The following is a 24,032-nucleotide window of genomic DNA, read 5'->3' as shown; positions in this document are numbered from 1 at the left end:
AGCTTGTAAAAGACTTGCCAGATAAGTCGCTAATCGTTCTATCGTGAATTATTGAAACGACTTTACCCTTCAGTTTAATTACTATCAAAGACAAACACATGATAGAAAAAATATTGCTGGCTGACTCTGGAACAGGTCACACTGAAGAAATGCTAAAAGCTTTGATGGAAATTCCCTCCATTAAACCTGCTTCAGTTACCGTTTTGCACGTTGTACCTCCCCAAGTCAACGCTGATCAGATGACAGCTAAGTGGGAAGAAGGAGGTAAGTTTCTTGCCACTGCGATTCAAACTTTACAATTAGACCCAAACCACGTCAACGCCATGCTGCGACAAGGCGATCCGAAAACCATTGTTTGCGAAGTCGCTGACGAAATGGGGGCGGATTTAATTATTATGGGTTCTCGTGGCTTAAAGCGTCTTGAGTCAATTTTGGAAAACTCTGTTAGTCAATACGTTTTCCAATTGTCTAACCGTCCCATGTTATTGGTTAAGGACGATATTTATGTCAAGAAACTTAACAAAATTATGGTCGCGTTGGATGCTTCGGAAGCCGCAAAACAATGCTTAAGGCTGGCTTTGTTCCTCCTGCGCGACATCAAAGGCAGTCAATTGATTTTGGCTCACGTTAACGCCAAAGGTCAAGAAACTCCCCCCACTGTTGAGTCTGCGTTAAAGGCTGCAACTGATGAAGCCAAGAAATTGGGTATCAACACCAAGTCGGTGACTGCTGTTGGTAAACCTGGAGAACAAATCTGTAATCTGGCTGAAGAGAATAATGTAGACTTACTGTTGCTGGGTTCTCCCGATCGCCGTCCGTCGATCGCCAAAGCATTCCCAGACTTAGACCGCTTACTAGGCACTTCCCTATCTGACTATGTAAGAGTTTATGCCCCTTGTCCAGTTCTGTTAGCCCGTACAGTTGGTTAATCACCTATTTATTAGGCAGTGGGTAGTAGGAATTTCTCTACCTACTACCCACTACTAATCACCAGTTCTTTTTTTAATTAAATATTCTTATCAGTGCCACGAGTGTTGGTTTGGATGTACAGGATTAAGAGAAAAACAGTAGGAACCAACACAAATAGAATACTGGCGACAAACCCTAGATCGTTAACTTCCATAAAATCCCAACCTCTGTTCACAGCATTTTTTTGACAAAACTAGGATATCACGCCAGGTACTTATCTAAATGCCTGCGACCTACGTTCCTCAGAATGAGCGTAGCGAATCCTTGTTTTGTTTTACCATTCTATAGGATGTATGGTAAAATATAAAAAGACTAAGTGTTGAGGACGTATGTTTAAGGCGTTTAAGTACAGAATCTACCCAACAACTACACAAAGAGACTTGTTAGCGAAGTCTTTTGGTTGTTGTCGTTGGTTCTATAATTACAGCCTTAACCTGACAACTGAAACTTACAAAAACACAGGGAAAGGATTAAGCAGAAATGAAATAATCAAACTACTCCCACAACTCAAGAAAGAATATGAGTGGTTGACAGAACCACCTTCCCAAGTTTTGCAACAAGTAGCTTTGGACTTGTCGAGTGCTTTTCTCAACTTCTTTGAAAAAAGGGCTAAATATCCCAACTTTAAAAAGAAGCATCATAAACAGTCGATTAGATTCCCTCAAGGAATGAAGTTAAGTGGTGATTATTTAACATTGCCTAAATTGGGAAAAGTGTACTCCAAGGTATCTAAAATTCCAGAAGGTGAGTTTAAATCCGTCACAGTCTCAATGACTCCTAGTGGTGAGTTCTATGCTAGTTGTTTGTTTGATGACGGTAGAGGGCAATGTCCCAAATGTGGAACTCTACACGATCGGGACATTAACGCCGCTTGCAACTTGAGAGATGAAGGTTTACGAATGTTAGAGGTAGGGCATACCTCGATAGCTTCTGGAGAAAGAGTAAGACCAAGCAAAAGCACTGCTTTTGTCAGGCGTTTTTCAGTGAAGGAAGAATCTCCCGTCACAGCGCAAGCTTGACGGTGAGAGTGTCAAGGTTTGCTAATCACGCTCACAGGCCCATTAACCAACGTTTGACAAACCAGCCGATAATTTTCCGGTTTTTTCTTCAACTTCCGATTTTCTACTTCCGTGCGCGGAGACAGATTTTCCATTCCAGAGGCAATTTCGACAATGCAGGTGCCACATTGACCGTAACCACCGCAATTCATCAATTTACCTGTGAATTTATACAGATCTATGCCATTTTGCAGCATTTTCTCTCTTAAATTTGCCCCATCTGCTGCTACTACTTCTGTACTTTCTTTAACAAATTTAATGTTAGCCATCACTTACCCCTTGATTAACCGGATCTTCGCCCGGAGCAAACCCGTTAGATTAGCGTTAACTGTCTTATTTTACTTTTTCTTAAGAACTATTACAAACTTTAAATACTGGGGACTGGGGACTGGGGACTGGGGACTGGGGACTGGGGACTGGGGGACAAGGGGACTGGGGACTGGGGGACAAGGGGACAAGGGGACAAGGGGACAAGGGGACAAGGGGACAAGGGGACAAGGGGACAAGGGGACAAGGGGACAAGGGGACAAGGAGACTCTTGAGAATTTTTTACCTTCTGCCCCTCTGCCCTTCTGCCCCTCTGCCCCTCTGCCCCTCTGCCCCTCTGCCCCTCTGCCCCTCTGCCCCTCTGCCCCTCTGCCCCTCTGCCCTTTAAGGAAGTGGGATGTTACTTACAGATCTGGTGAGGGTGGCTAGCGATCGATTGTAGTCAATTACTGCTCTAACTAAGTTTCCTTGCGCTTCTGTCAGACTGTTTTCTGCGTCAATTACTTCTGTTTGCGTACCCACTCCAGCTTGAAACCGCAAGCGTGCTAAACGTAAAGCTTCTGCCGCTTGAGTTACGGCGAGTCTAGCAGTTTGAATGTTTTGCAGGTTAGCGTTTAAATTGTAAAAGGCTTGTTCCACTTGGAAACGAATTAGATTGCGCCGATCGGCAAATTGAGTTTCTGCGATTTCAATAGCAGCTTCCTGTTGCGCTGCCCTTGCCCTAGCTGCGCCCCCATCAAACAAATTCCAATTCAGTCTTGCCCCCACTTGATAGCCATCTGCCAAACCTAAACCATCATTAAACACCTCTAGCAGATTGTAGTTGGCAAATAAAGTTACTTGCGGTCTGCGAGCGGCTAAGGCAACACGCCGTTGCTGTTCAGCAACATTGCGTTGAGCTAACTGCTGTTCCAGTTCAGCACGGTTTTGAAATGCTCTGACAATACTTTCTTCTAAAGTTAAATTCCATAGTCCAGCTATTTCTACAGGGTCAGCAGCGACAATATTAATTGATTGGGGTACACTCAAAATTTGGGCTAACTGGCGACGGTTAACTTGTTGTTGAGCGCGGTTAGTCACTAAAAGTTGGTTTTGGTTGGCTAACTGCACCTGCGCCCGCAGGGTATCAAATCTGGTGCCTAATCCGGCTTGTTCCAATGCTATGGCATCTCGTAAACTTTGTTCAGCATTGCGGACAGCAGATTCGGCAATTCTTACCTGTTCATCTGCTAGTTGCAAGTCGTAGTAAGCATTGGAAACATCCAAGCGTGTTTGTTCGCTTAAGGCTTCAACTGCTAACTGGGCACCGCGAAGTGCTTCTTGGGCTGCCCGAATTTGAGCGTTACGCCGCCCTCCATTCAAAAGGCTATACTCAGCTTGTATTGTGCCGCTTAAACTTAGTGCTCCAGGCTCAGATAGCTGCTCAGGTGGCTCGACGAATGGTACGCCTTGTCGTCGTGCCGCTTCTCGTGCCGCATCTATTTGCCTTTCTCTTGTCCTTTGAGCTCGTTCAAAGTCAAACTCGTTTTGAGCGTTTCTTCCCCCTTGCACAGTTGCGCTTAAATCTACTGTGGGATACAAGGCTGCTCTGGCTTCTCTTAGCTGGGCTTGGGCCTGTTCTGCTTGTAGTCGGGCTACTTGCAGGGGGCGATTGTTCCGTTCTGCTAGTTCTATTGCTTGTTCTAAGGTCAGAGGTTGAGTTACTTCTATGTTTACCTCTTCTGGTCTGGTGGGAAACTGTAATGGGTTAGGATTGGGGATCAGATAGTTCGGAATGGGAACCGCCCCCGGTAATCGGTTAACTGGTATCTTTTGTGTCATCAAGTTATTGGTTGGAGATAGGGATCTCCGGTTTTTTATCACTTGATGATTTGACGTTAAAGCCGGGATATTGCGATCGCTTACCGTGCCAGATCGCCCTGTCGCGGATTCCAGAAATGGCGGTTCGCGATCGGCTTTTCTTCCTTCCTCTTTGTGCCTTCGATTACTGACTAAGTAATCACTCTTTTCAACCACAGCAGGTAAACTTTGGTTATCCCTGTTTGCTTCACTGCTGGACTCAAGACTGGCTACACCGCTTTTAGCGTTAGCTATGCGGGGCATACCAGCACATACTATGGCACTCACACTCACAACCACAAGATAATGAAGCTTTAACATACGCTTTTGAAGAGTCTGCTGCTTTGTGCAAACAACTACAGCAGCATACTAGTTGAGAACTGGACTTGGCAAACACTCCCTTGGTCAGCAACAGGTAGCGTCATCGTGATGCAAGAGTACCCCGGTGAGGAGCTAACTGTTTCCTGATCAAATATAAAAGCCTTTCTGCTTTAGGGCAACAATGGTATTTCTCTAATGAGTGTAACCAGGTAAATGCAAATTATACGGAATAGTCAAGGTTATTTTCCGATTCCCTGATTTTTTTTTAAGTTATTGTTTAATAAACTATACACTTATTTAATTTTGTATAGTAATGAGCAATATAACATACTTTTATCAGCCTATATAATAAATGGGTATCTAATATTTAGAACGATGGTTTTATTTATGGGTAGAGTATTAATGTTACAATAGCAACAAAAAGGCGATTTTAGTGGGGTTTAATTATTTTCCTGAAACATTACTGGCATTAGTTGCTTTTTATGTGCTAATTTGGCGCAACAATCGGTTAATTAATAAAATTGAAGAACAGCTTCCCAAAAAAATGATATTACAAAAACAGCTGCAACCTGAAACAGATTTATCCCAAAATTATGAACGATTCCAGTTAATGATGGAGGCTACTAATGATGGAATTTGGGATTGGGATATCAGAAATAATACTTTATTCTGGTCGGATAAATTGTTTCTTTTACTTGGTTTTATGCCGGGTAGTTGTCATCCGACTTTAGACTTATTTTATGAATTAATTCACGAAGAAGATCAGATAAGAGTAAACCAAGCAATCCAACAACATTTAGAATTTAATCAGCCATATAAGTGTGAAATGCGATTAAAAAAGGCAGATGGTAGTTATGGTTGGTTTCTCGGTCAAGGTAAAGCAGTGCGCGATGCTAATGGTCATGCTATCCGTATGGTTGGCTCGATGGTTGATATTAGCGATCGCAAAGAAATAGAAGAAAGATTGCGGCAGAGCGAACAAAAGTTTCGTTCGGTTTTTGACAATGTTTCCGTAGGCATGGCATTAGTTGATGTTGATGGATATATCATGTTAGCTAACGAAGCAGATTGTCAGTTTCTTGGCTATACCCAAGAAGAACTTATTGGGATGCACTTTACGGAATTTACCCATCCCGAAGATATAGCCATAGATCTGGAATTATACAATTCATTATTAGCAGGAGAAATAAATAGCTATGTAATTGATAAACGTTATATCCGCAAGGATAAAGCAGTTGTTTGGGGACGCTTGACAGTATCTTTAATTAAAAATAAAGATGGTTCCCTTTTATATACAGTAATTGTTTGTGAAGATATCACTGTTCGTAAACAAGCAGAAGAAGCTTTGCGACAAAGCGAAGCCAAACTTGCGGCGGCTCAAAGAGTTGCTCGGATCGGCAATTGGGAATTAGATATAATTACTAGAAAAATTGTTGGTTCGTCAGAGTTATTCCGCATTTTTGGCTTTTATGGCGATCGCAAAGAATATGATTACCAAGAGGTTTTGCAAGTTTGTTTTCCTGAAGATCGAGAAAGATTACTACAGGCAGTTAGCCGAGCAATTAGCGAGGGAAAATCTTTTGAAATTGATTTTAAAGCAGTTCGTAAAGATGGTGCAGTTATCTACAATCAAGCTAGAGGAGAAGCAGTTTTCAATAGTCAAGGACGAGTAGTTAAACTATTTGGTACAGTTCAAGATATTACTGAACGTAAACAGCTAGAAGTATTACTACAATCGCAAGCGCAGAAAGAAGAAGCTCTAAACCGAGTCATTCAAATAATTCGCAACTCCTTGGATTTACCAACTATTTTTGACTCTGCTGTAACAGATATTGGTGAACTTTTAGAAGTTGAGCAAGTGGCTATTTTTCAGTATTTACCAGAGCAAGAAGTTTGGTTAACAGTAGCAGAATATCGGCAAAACAATGAGAGAAATAGCTTGATGGGGCAGAAAATTCCCGATCGAGACAATCCGATTTCTTCACAACTCAAAAAATTAAAAATTGTCCAGTTAAATGATGCTAGTCTTTGTCAAGATGAAATTAATTCTCGTTTAGCTAAGACTTTTCCCGGCGCTTGGTTACTGATTCCATTACACTTTAACTCTACGACTTGGGGTAGCCTGCTCCTTTTAAAACCTCAACAATATTCTTGGCAAGAATCAGAGATAGAAATAGCTAGAGAAATAGCCGATCAATTAGCAATGGCAATTTATCAATCAGAACTTTATCACCAAGTACAAACAGCGAATGAGGAGTTAAAAAAATTAGCAACTATTGATGGTTTAACTCAAATAGCTAATCGCCGTCGATTTGATGAATATCTTAACACCGAATGGTTGCGGTTGAGAAGAGAAAAAGCACCATTATCTTTAATTTTGTTTGATATTGATTATTTTAAACTTTATAACGATACTTATGGTCATTTAGCAGGAGATGATTGTTTACGCCAAGTAGCAATAGTTATTAGTGATATTTTCCGCCGCCCAGCTGATTTATTTGCTCGCTACGGTGGTGAAGAGTTTGCGGTGATACTTCCTTACACTGATTTGTCAGGCGCAACTCATTTAGCTGAACTTATTCGCCAAACAATTCATAATTTAGAGATTCCCCATAGTCATTCTAAGGTAAGTAATCATTTGACAGTGAGCTTGGGAGTTACTTGTGTGATTCCAGATGCTCAATTATCGCCGCAAGACTTAATTAATGCTGCGGATCGAGCACTTTATTCTGCTAAACAACAAGGGCGCGATCGCGTAGCTTTTAGCGAAAACAACCATGCTAATTTATGTGAAAATTAATTTATTCCCAAAATTTTGTAACTTTTATTGGCGTTTAGTAGCCATTAAATTTTTACTTATCACATAAATTGGGATAGGTTGATCGATACCTTTAAACCGATAGTCCCCCATTTCTTCTAACTCTAAACGTTGAGAAGGTTGCAACATTTTATATGTTGTTTCACTAACTATTAATTTACCAGGAGGACAGATTGATTCCATCCGCGAAGCTAAATTAATTGTCGAACCTAAAACCGTATAATCTACCCGCAATGTACTACCCACATCTCCCACGACAGCTTTCCCGCTATTAATAGCAATTCGTAATTCTAAAGGATGAAATAACACTTTATTTGTATTGATTTTTGCTAACCGAGCTAACATTCCTTTCGCGGCTCTAAAAGCTCTTTCCGCGTGATCGTGTTGCGGTTCTGGAGCACCAAAAAATGCCATAATACAATCGCCAATAAATTTATCTAAAGTTCCACCTTCCGCAAATACTTCTTGCAACATTTCCTCAAAAAAAGCATTGAGTAATTCGGAAATTTTTGCCGGAGTTAACTTTTCTGAAAGAGCTGTAAAACCGACGATATCAGCAAACATAATACTAATTTCGCTCTCTTTGGGAACTAAACCCCTGTCTGATAAATTACCCGCTTTCATCATTTGTTGTACTACTGCTGGAGAATGGTATCTCTCTAAGCGATGACGAATTTTTTCTTCATTTCTTAATTGCCGAGTTAGTAACCATCTTTGTACGCTAGAAGCTACTAAGTTAGCTAAAGTGGAAAAAAAGCTCAAATCTTCATCTTTTTGCTGAATTGAATCGCTAATGGGAATATGTCCATCAGCATATAAAACCCCAACAACTTTAGTTTCATCCCATAAGGGAACAGCCATTACACTGTGAATATCTTTAGTGATTATACTAATTTCATTACCGAACCTTTCATCGACTTGAGCATTAGAAGTTTGAATTGCTATTTTTTCTACATATACTGTTTGACATATACTGCGACTAATCCAACTTGCATCATTAGGTAAGGGCTGAGAATAGTAAATTTCTTTAACTGCTCCATTAAATAGTTTTAAGTCCCCTGTCTCATTATCAACAATTAACAAACCTAACCGTTCCATACTTTCAATGTAACGGAAAACTACTTTTTTAACTGCTAAGAATATCTCTTCGATCGATTCAGCTGAGTTTAAATTTTGCGCGATATCAACTAAGTCTTTTAAGCGGGCGATCGAGGTTTCCTGTCGTTTAACTTTATCAGCTAAATTATCCGCTTGTATCCATTGTTCTTTCAAATCATTCACATTGCGAACAATAGTCATTCCCTCATCCAATTCTGGTTGGTCGAATTTTCGCACCCTTGGTAAAGTAGAATCATTCAAAATAACTTGGGCATCAATATTTCCTAATTTAATCAAATCATTATGTGCTAACCTTTCAGCAGTAGTCAACATTGTTTCATTTAAGAAAGTACCATTTTTACTTCCCATATCTTCAATGAACCATTTGCCTTCCCCTTGCTTAAAAATTCGCGCATGATAGCGAGAAATTCCAAAATAAGGCAGATTTAAATCGTTATCTGGTAAACGTCCTATAGTAAATTCATCTCGATCTACTGGTATTATCTTTTCTTCATTATCCAGGTAGACACACAGCTTAAGCTCAGCCATTTTTTTACCCTTTATTGCTATTTATTTTTGCTAATAGCGCCCCTGATATAAACTGACACATCTACCGATGAAGTAGCTTTTTCTTGTCCTTATGATGTCTCCAGTCTAACCTAATCGGCACTTTCAATAACTGGATTTGTAACGAAAAGGCGTATCAGTTGTAACATTAAGATTAACTCTTTCAAGCAATTGTTAACTAAGGTTAAAGAATCCACTTAGATGCCATATCTTGCAAGTATTTCCCTTTATCCGTTAAAATCCTTAGATGGAATAGCTGTTAACCAAGCAAAAGTGTTACCCAGCGGTGCTTTGTGCCAAGACCGAGAATTCGCTATCGTAGATACACAAGGTCGGTTTGTCAATGGTAAACGTAATGCTAAAGTGCATTTATTGCGATCGTCTTGGAATAGCAGCACACAGACTATCTGTTTAGAAATTCACGGAACCGGAGAAAAAAAGGAATTTGATATCGAGAGCGATCGCTCCGAATTAGAATCCTGGTTAAGTGAATACTTTGGTTTCGCTGTCACATTAGTGAGAAACTCAACTACTGGTTTTCCAGATGATAACATTGCCTCCGGCCCAACTGTCATTAGTACCGCTACCTTAGAAACCGTCGCCTCTTGGTTTCCGGGAATTTCTGTAACCGAAATGCGCCAACGCCTCCGTACAAACCTGGAGATAAATGGCGTTCCTCCCTTTTGGGAAGATCGACTTTTCGCCAGTGAAGGAGAGGTTGTAAAATTTCAAATTGGCGAAGTAATATTTGAGGGAATTAACCCTTGTCAACGTTGTATTGTTCCCACTCGCAACTCGTTAACAGGCGAAAGTTACGCTAATTTCCAAAAAATCTTCACCGAAAAACGCCGCGAAACTTTACCAAGTTGGGTAAATTCATCTCGATTTAATCACTTTTATCGCTTGAGTCTTAATACAAAAATTCCTGCCTCAGAAGCAGGAAAAATTTTACGATTAGGAGATGAAGTTAACCTGTTGTAATATCATGTTTATAGTTCGTTGTGGGGACTTTAGTCCTTTTATGCGAGGAATATACGACTAAAGTCGTCACTACAAACAATCATGATATAATTAACCTTTGGTTCTTAAATTAATTAGGTAAGCATGGTTAATTCTCCCGTATCCAAATCATAACGACCCCCCATAATTTTTAGCTTACCTTCCGCAATCAGGTTAGACAAAATAGTGGATTTTTGCTTCAAATTGTCTACTTGGTATTTCACATTAGCAGCAACCGCATTGTCTACAGGATCGCCTGTTTTTCCTCTTACCGATCGCACAGCTGGTTTAATCTCTTCAACAAAAACCCCCATTCTTCCTGGAAGTGGATCGCCTTTGACTGCTGCTGCTACTGCACCACATCTTTCATGTCCCACAACCATTATTAGCTGAGTTCCTAACACTGCGGTTGAAAATTCTAAACTACCTATGGCAGTTTGACTGGCAACATTTCCCGCAACCCGAACTACAAACAAATCTCCAAGTCCCTGATCTAACACAATTTCTGCTGGAAGTCGGGAATCAGCACAAGTAAGAATGGAAGCAAAAGGATACTGTGCAGCAGCAGTTTCTTGTAAACGCAATTTAGATTGCAAATTTTGCCGCTTGTCCTCAACAAATCTTTTGTTTCCTTCAATAATTCGCTGCAAAGCTGCATCAGGAGGAACTGGTTGGGGTTTTTCTTGCGCTTCTGCTACCTGCGGAGTCACCGCTTCCTGTGCACCCCAAAGGAACCCGCCAGCAGCACTAACAGCTAAACCAGCACTTCCAATTCCCGCCAATTTTAAAACATTACGACGACCAATAAAACCATCTAGGTGTCTCATAATTATGCTCGCCCACACTCCACTATTTCAGGCCAAAGATTTCATACGTATTTCATTAAACTATGAGAAGCAGATTAAATAAATTTATTTTATTTTACAAATAATTAATAATTGCTAATTTATGTTAAGTTTTTGCTCGGATGCCAAGAAAATGCTAAGTAACCAGCTTTTGACTACGATCGACTACCATCGAGCAAATTCAACAGAAACAATGGAAGGAATTCCGGGCATATTTCCGTAGTAAATTTGACTTGATTGATTAATAATTTAACCCAATGCCAGTATGAGAATTTTGATTGTTGAAGATGATGAACGAATTGCTCAACCGTTAGCTGAAGATTTAAGACATCAGCATTACGTTGTGGATTTAGCTGCTGATGGGTTGCAAGGTTGGGAATATGCAAGCTCAGCAGAATACGATGTAATTTTATTAGATTTGATGTTACCAAAACTTGATGGAATCACTTTATGTAAGCGGTTACGAGATACACAATTAAATGCTTTTATTTTGATGCTAACAGCGCGAGATACCACACAAGATAAAGTGATGGGACTTGATGCGGGTGCTGATGATTATTTAGTTAAACCTTTTGATTTAGAGGAAGTGTCAGCCAGAATTAGAGCTTTATCACGCAGAAGTCGGCAAACTCAACAACCAATTTTAATTTATGGTGATTTGCAACTAGATCCTAGTAGTCATAAAGTAACTTATGCTGGTCAACTTTTGTCGTTAACGCCTAAAGAATATATGATTCTTAACTGCTTCTTGAGAAACCCAGAGCAAGTTTTTACTCGTGCAGCATTACTAGATAAACTCTGGGAATTTGATAAGTCATCGCAGTCAGAAACTATTAAAACCCACATTACCAATTTGCGTCGAAAACTCAAAGAAGCAGGAAGTAAGGAAGATTTAATTGCAACTGTGTACGGGGTTGGCTACCGTCTTTCTAACAAGTAAGATAATTGATTAATTTTGTTTAGTCAAATGAGAAAGTACAGAATGTTTAATAGAATTCGCGATCGCTTGTTGTTATCTTACCTGTTTGTATTAGCATCAATACTGATAATATGTGCCCTAGCTGTAAGAGTGGTTTTTGTTCGCAGCTTAGCTAAACAGCAGACAGAAAAACTAATTGCTTTAGCTGAAGGAGTAGCGGCTAACGGACAGTTTGAAAAGGGCAATAAAAAGTTTGAAAACGAATTGTTTATTAAAGATTTAACTTTTCACAATCAAGCCTTACAATGGTTCGATCCTCAAGGTAAATTGATTGCCCAACAGGGGAAATTTGTGTTAAATTTACCTATTCCTGTTCAGCCAAATCAAAGAGTACAGTTTCAAACTGATAAAATTGCCATTGAAGGAGTAACTTTAAGGATTATTAGTAGTAATAACGGTCAGTTAATTGGGTATATTAGGGCGAGTCAAAGCCTAAAAGAATTAAATGAAACTATTCAGAAATTGGATTTTGGTTTAGGTGGGGGAATTGTGATGGCTTTGGTTTTAAGCGGTGTTGGGGGAGTGTTTTTAACTCGTCAAGCGATGCAACCTATTGAACAAAGCTTTCTACGCTTAAAACAGTTTACTGCTGATGCGTCTCACGAATTGCGTAGCCCATTAATGGCAATTAAAAGTAATGCAGCGGTGGCGTTGAAATACCCGGAAGGAATGCGATCGACAGATGCAGAAAAGTTTCAAGCGATCGCTAATGCTACCGATCAAATGTCTCGCTTAACAGAAGACTTACTATTTTTAGCCCGAACTGATAATGTCAAGAGTCATGATTGGGATCGTCTGGACTTAACAGCTATTTTAAATAATTTAATTGAACTTTATCAGCCACAAGCAGCAGCTAAACAAATTGATTTGTTAGGAAAATTAGCTGATGACTTATACGTTTTAGGTGATTCAGTTCAGCTGATTCGCTTGTTTACTAATTTACTGCAAAATGCCATACATTACACTCCAGAAGGAGGTAAAATTACCATCAAAGCCAGTCATTTTGGTACTTATATAGAAGTAAAAGTTCGCGATACAGGTGTAGGAATTGCACCGGAACATTTAAAACAGGTGTTTGAAAGATTTTGGCGGGCGGATCAATCTCGTTCTTATTGGAAAGGTGGTTGTGGTTTAGGATTATCAATAGCCCAAGCGATCGCTCAAAAACACGGCGGTGAAATTACTCTCACCAGTCAAGTAGGAATTGGTAGTTGTTTCATCGTTTGTCTACCTGCTAACAATTCTTAAACTAAAAACGATATTAAGTAGGTGTAAATAAATAAAGTGATAATAGTTATATTCGGATGGGGCGGGCAGGATGCCCACCCCACAGTAGGGGCAATTCATGAATTGCCCCTACTGTGGGGTGGGCATCACTGTGGGGTGGGCATCACTGTGGGGTGGGCATCCCTGTGGGGTGGGCATCACTGTGGGGTGGGCATCCCTGTGGGGTGGGCATCCCTGTGGGGTGGGCATCCCTGTGGGGTGGGCATCCCTGTGGGGTGGGCATCACTGTGGGGTGGGCATCCCTGTGGGGTGGGCATCCCTGTGGGGTGGGCATCCCTGTGGGGTGGGCATCACTGTGGGGTGGGCATCACTGTGGGGTGGGCATCCCTGTGGGGTGGGCATCACTGTGGGGTGGGCATCCCTGTGGGGTGGGCATCACTGTGGGGTGGGCATCCCTGTGGGGTGGGCATCCCTGTGGGGTGGGCATCCCTGTGGGGTGGGCATCCCTGTGGGGTGGGCATCCCTGTGGGGTGGGCATCCCTGTGGGGTGGGCATCCCTGTGGGGTGGGCATCCCTGTGGGGTGGGCATCCCTGTGGGGTGGGCATCACTGTGGGGTGGGCATCCCTGTGGGGTGGGCATCCCTGTGGGGTGGGCATCCCTGTGGGGTGGGCATCCCTGTGGGGTGGGCATCACTGTGGGGTGGGCATCCCTGTGGGGTGGGCATCACTGTGGGGTGGGCATCCTGCCCGCCTTAATTTTCACTTTATTTATATGTACCTACTTACTACTCATTCATATTTCTTAAAGTAGCAACTGCGGAAGGAGATATTCGACTGAGATAACGGAATATCCAATATTTAAAAATCGTATCTAAGATTACTGGTACTGTGGCAATAAATAGAGAAATTGCACTTTTATTCGCCGCAATACCCAAATGACCTGCTAAACTTTCCAGTAGTACTTCCCAACCATGAGGTGAGTGGAAACCAACAAAGATATCTGTAAACAAAATAATGATAAAAGCCTTAGCACTGTCGCTCAAACCATAGACAATTTCATCCATAAAAGATTTAAGAACAACTATGTCTTGTTTGTGCGTCACAATCACTAAAGCAAAAGCAACAAGCGCTATAATATCAGCAAAAACATTACCCACAGCATCACGACTTTTGCCGCGAAACTCTTCAGCAATTTCATTAGCCTTATGTTTGACCTGCTCTTCCATTACTTCAGCCGATAATGGATTTGTCGGATTAATTAAGTTGTTAAACTTTAACTCTTCTTCAAAACTTTGTAACTCTCGGAGAGCTTCTTCTTTCATTTCCGAATTGAGAAAGATTTGAGCTTCGTTTTGGCTGACAAAATTATTAACTAAAGGAGTGACTAAGAAATTTTTCGCTGTTATTTGGACAAGCAAAGGAACAGTAATTAAAATCACCAGAAATCTTACAGAAATTCTAGTTTTATTCCGAGAATTGCGAAACTTTTTAATAACTTCTTCCTCGGCTTTTGGGTCTAATTCACTTTTGATTTTATTAATTGTTCTACCGATCGATCTGGGTAAGACTCCGGTTTTATCTGAGACAGTTTCAGTTGTTAAATCTTCCATATTCATAGAGGAGACGGATTGATTTTTTTTGTAAGAGTCGAGTTTTACTGAATTAGCGATCGGCACTAAAGCTAATGAATTATTACTAGGATATGAGTATTTTTCGATGATACTATCAATTAATTTCACTTTCTCTAGTAAAAGCGGATTAGAAACATTCAGAAAATAGCGGCTTACTTTAAACTCTGCCAATCGCATTCTTACCTTACTTAAATTCTTGCCCAAATCAGTTTCTAAGTAAGACAAAACATTCTCACTATAATCGGTAGAATCAGTACAAATTCTCTTGCCATTAAAGTACTCTTCTTCAAGAGATTTAATGATTAAGGCTGCTTGGTATGCTTCCTCTAAAGCTCTTTCAGGAGTTTTGTAAAACCATTGATGAGCCGACAATAAGTGATGATTAAGTTTTTTATGCAAAGGCTCCGTTATCTTGGAATAAAAAGAATTTTTCATTGCCGATACTTAATATATTTAACGTTTTGATATTATGTCCAGCAAATTAACTGGGCATAATATCAGGAATGATTGTTAATTAACTAGAACGCATGGCGGCGAGAGGGTCGGGTACAGGAAATAGCCCTTTTTCCAACGGGATAAATTCACCTTGACTAGCGTTGTAAGCGAGGATTTCTCCAGCTTCAATCTCATAAAACCAGGCGTGAAGATTGAGTTGACCGCTGTGAAGTCTAGCGCGAATTAAGGGGTAAGTTTCCAGGTTTTCTATTTGGGTTAAAATATTTTGTTCAATAGTTAACCTTAGCAACTTTTCACCTTTATAATCTTTGTAATTGTCTAGAACAAGACGACGGGTAGCCTCGGCATGATGCTTTAACCAGTCATAAACTAAAGGCATTTCTTCAGCTAGACTACCCACTTGTAAAAGACCTTTCATCGCTCCGCAATGAGAATGACCGCAGATAATAATATTCTTGATACCCAAAGCGTAAACAGCATATTCTATGCCTGCACCTTCGCCGCAATTTAGTGTTCCAAAGGCAGGAATAATATTACCAACATTCCGAATGATAAACAGTTCACCAGGGTTGGTTTGAGTCAGCAAATTTGGGTCAATTCTAGAGTCTGAACAAGTAATAAACAGTATCTCTGGAGCTTGACCGTGAGATAGCTGCTCAAACATTTCGCGGTGAGAGTTGAAATAGTTGTTATGGAACTCATTCAGACCTTTGATAATTCGGTTCATTGGCATTGGTAAATTCCCTCATTGACACTCTCCCGTTAAGCTATTCTGTGGGAGATTCTTGTTTCATCGAGCGCCGCTTTTTAGCAAAACGTGCTAACGAGTCTTATGCCCTCTCCACAAGCTTGAAATTCTGTGTGTCCCACAGTATTTCTTGACAGTATTCTTAACCCTTCTTCCCTAATAATTAAAGTCAACGACTCTCTCACGAGAGCCGTTGCTCTCCAAAACCGTACTTGATACTTTCGCATCATACGGCTCCTCAGCGAAATAGTGTTTGTCAAACAAACGTCATTACCAACATATCGTTAACCCATTTAATTTCTGAGTTAACTGGCGGCTTTGGTTTGACACTTTTACAGTCAGATTTATTGCCTGAAATACCATCAAAGATAGTTTTCGTATCATGACAATGCCGATGAAGAAGTTGCCAGTTTTTATATTCATCCTTTCCACCTTTCGATTTGGGGATGATATGGTCTATTTCCATTACATCTTCATCTTTGAAGAACAATCCGCAGTGGGTACACTTCCCTTTTTGTCGCTTCAGTAGGGTTGAGATTCTACTTGGCATTTCAGGGTGTTCTCCCATTCTGGAACTCCAATAAACCAGGTTTCCGTCATAAGGTGACGCTTCGCCTTTGACTTTTACATAGCGTTTAATTGTTGTGGAACTATGTTTTAGTAACCGCAGAGGATTGGTTCCTTCTTGCCTGGTTGCGAATACCCAGTTATCACCGCCAATGGTTTGAAAGTATCGTTGGACATTCCACTTTCTGCCCTTATTTCTATGGCGATGTTTTGCCCATTTAAGTAATTTCCAGATTATCAGGTGGTCGAGTTTTTCAAACACCTTTTGACTAACTACTGTTGAGTAGTAATTGCTCCATCCTCTGATGATTGGGTTTAAGCTTTTTATGAGAGCAGCTTGGTTTACCCCTCTATGTTTGTCAATTACTTCTGCAACCTCTTTGTAGTGTCTTTTCTGGCTTTCCTTACTTGGGGTGATGATTGTTTTAAAGCCTAGTAGTTTCCCTTTGACTCGTCCACTGGTATATTTTCCAGTGGGGTGTTGTCTGATGTTGTACCCTAAAAAGTTAAAACCCGGTTTTTCGGATTCATATTCTTTCAGGGTGTGAGCTAATCGGGTTTTACTTGGCTTTAATTCCAAACCCATGCCTTTTAACCACTCAGAGATTATCTCTTTACATCGTTGGACAATGGTTATGTCTTCGTGGAGGATAACGAAGTCATCGGCATAACGAATCAGGCTAACAGACTTTCTTTTATCCCTCTTGCTTAATTGTGTGCCGTCAGGACGTTTCATATCGAAATTATCTGCCGCTTCCATGATTGCGTTTTCCATCCCGTGAAGGGCGATGTTAGCCAGCAGGGGGGATATAACTCCGCCTTGTGGTGTACCCTCAGATGTTGGGAACAACTGTTTTCCTTCCATCACTCCAGCTTTTAGCCATGCTCGGATTTGTTTCCGTAGGGTTGGGAAGGTATTGGTTTTTCGTAGTAGTTGTTCGTGGTCGATTCTATCGAAACATTTGGCTATATCCGCATCTAGCACGAATTTAGTTTTTTGCTTTATCGCTAGAAATATTGCATCGATAGCATCTTGGCATGAGCGCCCTGGTCGGAACCCGTATGAGTTAGGTTCAAAACGTGCTTCCCATTCTGGTTCTAGTACCATTTTGACAAGCGCCTGCAATGCTCGGTCTTTCATGGTAGGTATTCCCAAAGGTCTTTTTTCCTCCGTTCCCGGTTTTGGTATCCATACTCTCCGAGTTGGTTTGACCTTTGAACCCAGTCTTAATTGTTTTGCCAGTTCAAAACGTTGCTTTGGGGTCAGGCTTTTAATCCCGTCCACTCCCGCCGTTTTCTTTCCCTGGTTATCCTGGGTTACTCTACGCACCGCTAGCAGTTTTGCAGCCTGGGACTTCATCAACAGCTTTTGGAGTCCGCGAGTTGTTCTGACATCACCACGACGAGACGCTTGGTAGATGCGCTTTTGTAACTTAAACACCTGACGTTCTAATTTCTTCCATTGGATATCCCTCCAGGTAACTGTTGGGTTTTCGCAGGCTTGATTAGGTATATCCGATGTCCATACTATCCTCAACCAATCTTTATCTGATTGTCGGGCTTTAGCCTTTTTCATTGCTACTTGTACCCCTACCTTCTATTTCACCGTGAGTCTGTCAGCATATCCCTACTGTTAGATAGGGCATTCGCTTCTGACTCAATCTCTCCCATTTGTTACCTAGTTTCCTAGAGGTTTCGTCTTAGCTGACTACTCATTCAATCGACCTTGGATGAGAGTAATCAAATGGGTTACTTCGTTCCTCATAACCTTTGGTTTGTCCTTTTATGATGATGCTCTCCACCGAGTTTTCGGGTGACACTTAGTAGACCGACAAAAATCCTCCTATTACCCTATTCTTTGCCCTTTTGGGACTCCCAGTGTATCAGCCTGATTTCACTGGTTTGCAGTAACGGTGGTTCTGACACATCTTCACTTTCGTTATCCATAAGGACTTGCTCACGGGGAACTGACTTTTAGGCTGTCAGCACCTTTCCGCTTTCACCCCCGCTTCCAGGATTGATGGCTAGTCGCTACCTGGGGGGACGCGATACAAATATCGCGCTTTGTGTGCTTTCACCGATGTGTCTTCGGGATGAGACTTTGGCTTTCTAGGATACTTGCCTTCACTCACAAGGTTATGAAGTTGTCAGTACCAAGGATTTAAGTGCTTCTCAACCTATTGGTTACTTGATACTGCTAGTCGTCCCCCGATTTCTCGGTTTTGACTAAACGAATCGCACTTACGTGCGGCATTCTCGTCTCTGTCGTGATGGGTTCCACATTCTAAGCAATCCCATTCACAGTCTTTTAAAGTGAGTGAATCATTCTTGAATTTGCAGCAATTACAAAGCCTTGTGTTGGGGAAGAATCTGTCAACTTCTACAAGTTTTCCTCCCTCTCGGTCAAGTTTGTAATTCAGAAAGTTTACCAGTATCCCAAATCCAGTATCTAACACTGACTTGGCAAATTTATTATGCGGTAAACCTTCAACACAAAGGTTTTTTACTACAATGACTTGGTTTTCGTCAACTAACTTTCTTGAGAGTTTATGAAGAAAATCTTGCCTTTTATTTGTTATTTTTTCATGATATTTGGCTACCCTTTTAACTTGCTTCCTACGATTATTGGAACCTCTCTTCTTCCGCGATAACGATCGTTGTCTACGCCGCACGATTTTAGCGTATCTCTTGGTGGTTTTCATTGGATCAACTTTATAACAGTTTTCTCCGTCAAACACAGTCACCAAGTTAGTAAGTCCCAAATGGATACCTGAAATTTTGCCTTCCTTGTTGGTTGGTACATCCTTGGTTTCAAACAAAATTGAGGCATAATATTTACCTGTACTTGTATTGGTAACAGTTACAGATTTAATCTTGCCATCAATTTTTTTGGGGATTACTGCTTTGACAATTCCCAGTTTGGGGAGTTTTACGCCCTTATCTTTGAGTGAACAACTCGCTGGATAGCGAAGTGATTTCTTTCCATGTTTGCTCTTGAATTTAGGGAATCTAGCGCGATCTTCAAAGAAGTTCTTAAATGCTGCTTCTAGATTTTTCAGTGATTGCTGTAGTGCTGATGAAGATGCTTCTTTTAACCAAGCATAATCTTTAACCTTCTTGAGTTGGGTTAAATCTTTTGCCATGTCGCAATAGCTTAAACCCTTTCCGGTTTGTTCATACTGAGTATTAGTTTTATTTAGGTAGTAATTCCAAACAAAGCGACAACAACCAAAGTTTTGAGCTAAGACTACTTGCTGTTCTTTATTTGGGTAAATTCTGACCTTTAAAACTTTTAACATCAGTCAATTAATTGGAGAATTGCTACAAGTAAAATTGTCTAATGTACGATCCAACTGGCATCAGAAACGATACAAACACCGCCAAACTTTTTCAGGATAGGTCTGATTGCTTCGACTAATGTTTGCTGTTGTTCCTCAGTGCAAATAGACATCACGTATTTATTACTGAGAATGTCTCCTTCTAAATCATCACTGGCGATTCCTCTGTCACCTTTGCCAGTAACTTCTCGGATTACAGTATAGCCAGAGATGCCGATTTCATCCAAAACTTCCAAAACTTTGTGCATCTCCAAAGAAGTGGTGACGATTTCTACTTTTTTTACTCGTTCCATTACATTACACCCACAATCTCTTGATCATTTCCATATACAAAGGAATTCCTACAATGATGTTAAATGGAAAGGTAATTGCTAAAGCCATTGAAACATACAAACTAGGATTTGCTTGGGGAACAGTCATTCTCATAGCAGCGGGAACTGCAATGTAAGAAGCGCTAGCACACAACACGGCAAATAACAGCGCATTTCCTTCGGAAATCCCCAGCATTTTGCCAATTAAAATTCCCAAAATTGCGTTGAATACGGGGAGAAATACACCAAAACCAATTAAGAAAGAACCAGTTTTACTCAGGTCTTTAATTCTTTTGGCTGCAACTAATCCCATATCTAACAAGAAGAAAGAAAGCACTCCGTAGAAGATATGTTGGGTAAAAGGTTCTAATTTTTCCCAACCTTTTGGGCCTGTTAAAATGCCGATAATCAGGCTACCAACTAAAAGAAAAACGGAACTGTTCAGAAAAGCTTCTCGTAGGACTTCACCCCAGGCAAATTTTCCATCCGAATCTTTTTTGCTGAACGTTCTCACAAGGATTAATCCGACAATAATGGCGGGAGATTCCATTAATGCTAAGGCGGCAACCATGTGTCCGCCAAAGGTAATCCCAAGTTGTGTTAAGAAAGAACTGGCGGTAATAAAGGTGACGGCACTAATTGAACCATAAGTAGCTGCAATAGCGGCAGCATTATATGAATCAAGTTTGGTTCTCAGGATAAAGAATGAGTAAATGGGAATCCCACAAACCATCACTATAGCTGCTAGAAGTGTGAGGGCAATTTCGGGATTAATTCCACTTTCGTCAATTTCATATCCTCCCTTAAACCCGATCGCTAATAACAGATAAAGAGAAAACAGTTTTGGCAGAGGTTGGGGAATTTCTAAATCAGATTTTACGAAAACAGCCAACATACCCAAAAAGAAAAACAAAACAGGCGGATTTAGTATGTTGGACAAAATTAAGCTTGAATCCATCTCAGACTTTTCCTCAAATCAATAGAATTACAACCTGGCAAAATTCCCGATCGCATAAGCTATCCCACATCCTAAATAATCAAGACGCAAGACACCTACAAAACTGCGTGCTAAAAGGAGTTTCGCTCCTATTTCCCTGGACATACGTCCTGAGAAGTAGTCCAACAAAACTAACTTTACAGATGAATTGTCAAGAACTTGGAAAGATTACAAGTATTTTTGCTTAAACAGCTTTTTTTGGGGTAGCGATCGCTACTGTAAACCGCAAATTAACTAGGTGGTAATTCCAAAGGAATCGCACCCATTAAACCTTTACGAAAATCATTCAAAAGTTGGCGTGCTGTCCGTTCTACGTCGCCTTGATTACGTTCTTTCGCTAAATTTACTAAATAATCTTCGCCTGTATATTCTTTAGCATCTAATCCATAACGAGATTGCAAAGGAGAACCAGGTAAAAAATTCCCGGCGACATCTCCTAAATAGTTCAACAATTCCACTAATTCGGCAGCGACTCGCTGATTATCATAAGATGCTTCGCCAATATCTTCACAAATCGCTAATTTAATCGCTGCTTCTTGATCGTTTAACTTACCGGGAATTACTCCGGGTGCATCTAATAATTCAATTTCATTAGAAATTCTGACCCAACGTAATTGTTTAGTTACTCCGGGACGACGGGCGCTTTCTACGACTCTTTTATTCAACAACCGATTGATTAAAGCTGATTTTCCCACATTAGGAAAACCGATGACGACAGCGCGAACAGGACGGGGTAACATTCCGCGATCGCGCCTCCTCCGATTCATCTCCACCCCCGCTGCTTGCGCCGCTTGCGTCACAGCTTGGATACCCTTACCATGTTGGGCATCCGTAAAATAAGGTGTTTCTCCCTGCGACTCAAACCAATTTTCCCAAAGTTGGCGCAATTGAGAAGGAATCATATCCATTCGGTTGAGTACCAACACCCTCGCCTTACTTCCCACCCACTGCGGAACTTGCGGGTGTTGAGTAGCCAAAGGAATTCGCGCATCCCGAACTTCGAGCACCACATCCACCAGCTTTAGCTGTTCCTTGAGTGCCTTCTCAGCTTTGGCAATATGTCCGGGATACCATTGAATCGCAGGAGTAGTCATTTGGGTTGGGGGTTGGGGGTTAGGGGTTGGGGGTTGGGGACTGGGGATTAAACTCAAAACTCTCTTCACAGTCCTAGTCCCTAGTCCCTAGTCCCCAGTCCCCAGTCCCCGATTAAGGAACAATCAAAACGGGGCAGGGAGAAAGGTTAATAACGCGATAAGTGACACTATCGGTGCTTCCTTCTTCTGTTAATCCTAGCCCTCGGCTACCCATAACGATCAAATCTGCGTCAATTTCGTCAGCAACATCGCAAATCGTAAAAGCTGCTTTGCCTTCACGTTCCATGATATCGGCGGGAATGCCTTGATCGGTAAACAGAGTTTGGGCAGTTTTCAATAATTTTGCTACTGCTTCGGGTGAAGCCATCGCATCTGAATTAGCTGATTCTCCTTCAGCTGGCGGTTCTACTACGGATAGCAAAACGAGACGGCTACCGTACTTTTGCACGATATTCACCACTACATCAGCCGCTTCGCGGGCTTCCCGACTTTGATCCACTGGGAATAAAACTGTCTTAAACATTTAACGTACCTCGTGATCCCTCACTCCGGTAAAATGTGGACTGCGTAGACAGAACGGACGACCATAAGTTGGCACGCTGATTTCGTAAAAAAAGCATTTAGGAGGTTATTTCGGTGTCCAAGAAAACTGTAGCAGATCTCACGTCCTCAGATTTATCTGGTAAAAGAGTCCTGGTAAGGGCTGATTTCAACGTTCCTGTAGATGATGCAGGTAACATTACCGATGACACCCGCATCCGGGCTGCTTTGCCAACCATCCAGTATTTGACAGATAATGGAGCCAAGGTCATCCTATCCAGTCACTTTGGCCGTCCCAAGGGTGTAGATGACAAACTTCGTCTCACTCCTGTTGCTCAACGGTTGTCAGAAGTATTGGGAAAAGAGGTGAAAAAGCCTAGCGATTGCATTGGCGAAGAAGTTGAATCTGCTGTTGCGGCAATGCAAAATGGTGATGTTTTGTTGCTAGAAAATGTCCGCTTCTACAAGGAAGAGGAAAAGAACGACCCGGAATTTGCTGAGAAGTTGGCTGCTAATGCCGATTTGTATGTTAACGATGCTTTTGGAACTGCCCACCGCGCCCATGCTTCTACGGAAGGTGTGACTAAATATCTGAGTCCTTCGGTTGCGGGATTTTTGATTGAAAAGGAACTGAAGTATTTGCAAAGTGCGATCGAAGAACCTCAGCGTCCTTTAGCAGCAATTATCGGTGGTTCTAAAGTTTCTAGCAAAATTGGCGTAATTGAGAAGTTACTGGAAAAATGCGACAAGCTGTTTATCGGCGGTGGCATGGTTTTCACTTTTTACAAAGCTCGCGGTTTAAACGTGGGTAAGTCTTTGGTGGAAGAAGATAAGCTAGAATTAGCGAAATCTTTGGAAGAAAAGGCGAAAGAAAAGGGCGTACAATTGCTGTTACCAGTTGATGTGGTAGTTGCAGATAAATTCGCTGCTGATGCTGATTCCCAAACTGTTAGCATTGAAAACATCCCTGATGGGTGGATGGGTTTAGATATTGGCCCTGAATCCGTGAAATTATTCCAAGATGCTCTGGCAGATTGCAAGACTGTAATTTGGAATGGCCCAATGGGTGTGTTTGAATTTGATAAGTTCGCTGTGGGTACGGAAGCGATCGCTCGTACTCTTGCAGAATTAACCCCAAATGGAACTACTACCATTATCGGTGGTGGCGACTCTGTAGCTGCTGTCGAAAAAGTCGGTCTAGCAGATCAAATGAGTCACATTTCCACTGGTGGCGGCGCTAGTTTGGAATTGTTGGAAGGTAAGGAACTTCCCGGAATTGTGGCTTTAGATGAAGCTTAATAAATTACTTTATTAAGCTTCGCTAATTTCTGAAAAATATTAGTAGGGGTATGGTACGCCATAC

General features: G+C 41.3%; 19 protein-coding genes and 1 pseudogene. 7 read left to right on the top strand and 13 right to left on the bottom strand.

Going from position 1 to position 24,032, the window contains the following annotated elements; all coding sequences use genetic code 11:
- Positions 1–98: 98 nt before the first annotated feature.
- Positions 99–929 carry a universal stress protein gene (locus ACE1CI_RS12500; protein WP_413266564.1) on the top strand — a complete coding sequence of 277 codons (831 nt, stop codon included), beginning with the start codon at positions 99–101 and terminating at the stop codon, positions 927–929.
- A 77-nt stretch (positions 930–1,006) separates the two neighbouring features.
- Here the strand turns inward: ACE1CI_RS12500 and psbM are convergent, their stop codons facing one another.
- On the bottom strand, positions 1,007–1,123 hold the full coding sequence (psbM, locus tag ACE1CI_RS12495) for a photosystem II reaction center protein PsbM (RefSeq protein WP_413256598.1): 117 nt from the start codon (positions 1,121–1,123) through the stop codon (positions 1,007–1,009).
- Positions 1,124–1,298: 175 nt separating this feature from the next.
- Between psbM and ACE1CI_RS12490 the strand changes: the two are divergent.
- Positions 1,299–1,790 (top strand): annotated as a pseudogene (locus tag ACE1CI_RS12490) (RNA-guided endonuclease InsQ/TnpB family protein); the annotation flags it as partial.
- A gap of 209 nt (positions 1,791–1,999) precedes the next feature.
- Here the strand turns inward: ACE1CI_RS12490 and ACE1CI_RS12485 are convergent.
- Positions 2,000–2,296, bottom strand: coding sequence for a 2Fe-2S iron-sulfur cluster-binding protein (locus tag ACE1CI_RS12485; protein ID WP_496615434.1), 297 nt, complete (start codon positions 2,294–2,296; stop codon positions 2,000–2,002).
- 382 nt (positions 2,297–2,678) lie between these two features.
- Complete coding sequence (locus ACE1CI_RS12480) at positions 2,679–4,421, bottom strand: TolC family protein (protein WP_413267177.1); 1,743 nt, start codon at positions 4,419–4,421, stop codon at positions 2,679–2,681.
- A gap of 466 nt (positions 4,422–4,887) precedes the next feature.
- On the opposite strand from ACE1CI_RS12480, the gene ACE1CI_RS12475 reads away from it, so the two are divergent.
- Positions 4,888–7,254 carry a PAS domain-containing protein gene (locus ACE1CI_RS12475; RefSeq protein ID WP_413267178.1) on the top strand — a complete coding sequence of 789 codons (2,367 nt, stop codon included), beginning with the start codon at positions 4,888–4,890 and terminating at the stop codon, positions 7,252–7,254.
- Positions 7,255–7,278: 24 nt separating this feature from the next.
- On the opposite strand, the gene ACE1CI_RS12470 is transcribed toward ACE1CI_RS12475, so the two are convergent.
- A complete protein-coding gene (locus ACE1CI_RS12470) occupies positions 7,279–8,919 on the bottom strand; it encodes an adenylate/guanylate cyclase domain-containing protein (protein WP_413267179.1) in 1,641 nt (546 codons plus the stop codon).
- Positions 8,920–9,138: 219 nt separating this feature from the next.
- Between ACE1CI_RS12470 and ACE1CI_RS12465 the strand changes: the two genes are divergently transcribed.
- The gene (locus tag ACE1CI_RS12465) at positions 9,139–9,918 is read left to right on the top strand and encodes an MOSC domain-containing protein (protein WP_413267180.1); all 780 of its coding nucleotides are present in this window, start codon (positions 9,139–9,141) and stop codon (positions 9,916–9,918) included.
- A 113-nt stretch (positions 9,919–10,031) separates the two neighbouring features.
- On the opposite strand, the gene ACE1CI_RS12460 is transcribed toward ACE1CI_RS12465, so the two are convergent.
- Positions 10,032–10,763, bottom strand: coding sequence for a carbonic anhydrase (locus tag ACE1CI_RS12460; RefSeq protein WP_413267181.1), 732 nt, complete (start codon positions 10,761–10,763; stop codon positions 10,032–10,034).
- Positions 10,764–11,046: 283 nt separating this feature from the next.
- Between ACE1CI_RS12460 and ACE1CI_RS12455 the strand changes: the two genes are divergently transcribed.
- Together ACE1CI_RS12455 and ACE1CI_RS12450 are read left to right on the top strand one after the other, a co-directional pair.
- Positions 11,047–11,721 carry a response regulator transcription factor gene (locus ACE1CI_RS12455; protein ID WP_413267182.1) on the top strand — a complete coding sequence of 225 codons (675 nt, stop codon included), beginning with the start codon at positions 11,047–11,049 and terminating at the stop codon, positions 11,719–11,721.
- Between the two features lie 42 nt (positions 11,722–11,763).
- On the top strand, positions 11,764–13,008 hold the full coding sequence (locus ACE1CI_RS12450) for a sensor histidine kinase (RefSeq protein ID WP_413267183.1): 1,245 nt from the start codon (positions 11,764–11,766) through the stop codon (positions 13,006–13,008).
- A 764-nt stretch (positions 13,009–13,772) separates the two neighbouring features.
- Here ACE1CI_RS12450 and ACE1CI_RS12445 read toward each other — a convergent pair.
- From ACE1CI_RS12445 to ACE1CI_RS12410, 8 genes are all read right to left on the bottom strand, one after another.
- Positions 13,773–15,053, bottom strand: coding sequence for a proton extrusion protein PcxA (locus ACE1CI_RS12445; protein WP_413263862.1), 1,281 nt, complete (start codon positions 15,051–15,053; stop codon positions 13,773–13,775).
- 79 nt (positions 15,054–15,132) lie between these two features.
- Positions 15,133–15,807, bottom strand: a complete 675-nt coding sequence (locus tag ACE1CI_RS12440) for a carbonic anhydrase (protein ID WP_413263863.1) — start codon at positions 15,805–15,807, stop codon at positions 15,133–15,135.
- 271 nt (positions 15,808–16,078) lie between these two features.
- A complete protein-coding gene (gene ltrA / locus ACE1CI_RS12435) occupies positions 16,079–17,965 on the bottom strand; it encodes a group II intron reverse transcriptase/maturase (RefSeq protein ID WP_413263864.1) in 1,887 nt (628 codons plus the stop codon).
- Between the two features lie 601 nt (positions 17,966–18,566).
- Positions 18,567–19,688 carry an RNA-guided endonuclease InsQ/TnpB family protein gene (locus ACE1CI_RS12430; protein WP_413263936.1) on the bottom strand — a complete coding sequence of 374 codons (1,122 nt, stop codon included), beginning with the start codon at positions 19,686–19,688 and terminating at the stop codon, positions 18,567–18,569.
- Between the two features lie 38 nt (positions 19,689–19,726).
- Positions 19,727–20,020: a P-II family nitrogen regulator gene (locus ACE1CI_RS12425; protein WP_413263937.1), complete on the bottom strand. Its 294-nt coding sequence runs from the start codon at positions 20,018–20,020 to the stop codon at positions 19,727–19,729.
- Between the two features lie 4 nt (positions 20,021–20,024).
- On the bottom strand, positions 20,025–20,996 hold the full coding sequence (locus tag ACE1CI_RS12420; RefSeq protein ID WP_496615433.1) for a sodium-dependent bicarbonate transport family permease: 972 nt from the start codon (positions 20,994–20,996) through the stop codon (positions 20,025–20,027).
- 269 nt (positions 20,997–21,265) lie between these two features.
- Positions 21,266–22,129, bottom strand: a complete 864-nt coding sequence (ylqF, locus tag ACE1CI_RS12415; RefSeq protein ID WP_413263939.1) for a ribosome biogenesis GTPase YlqF — start codon at positions 22,127–22,129, stop codon at positions 21,266–21,268.
- 112 nt (positions 22,130–22,241) lie between these two features.
- Positions 22,242–22,652 (bottom strand): universal stress protein, encoded by a 411-nt coding sequence (locus ACE1CI_RS12410; protein WP_413263940.1) that lies wholly within the window; start codon positions 22,650–22,652, stop codon positions 22,242–22,244.
- Positions 22,653–22,765: 113 nt separating this feature from the next.
- On the opposite strand from ACE1CI_RS12410, the gene ACE1CI_RS12405 reads away from it, so the two are divergent.
- On the top strand, positions 22,766–23,968 hold the full coding sequence (locus tag ACE1CI_RS12405; protein ID WP_413263941.1) for a phosphoglycerate kinase: 1,203 nt from the start codon (positions 22,766–22,768) through the stop codon (positions 23,966–23,968).
- Positions 23,969–24,032: the final 64 nt, after the last annotated feature.

The sequence above is a fragment of the Floridaenema flaviceps BLCC-F50 genome (genome assembly GCF_041929275.2).
GTDB classification, from domain to species: domain Bacteria; phylum Cyanobacteriota; class Cyanobacteriia; order Cyanobacteriales; family Aerosakkonemataceae; genus Floridanema; species Floridanema flaviceps.
This window is presented reverse-complemented; position numbering and strand designations above follow the sequence as displayed.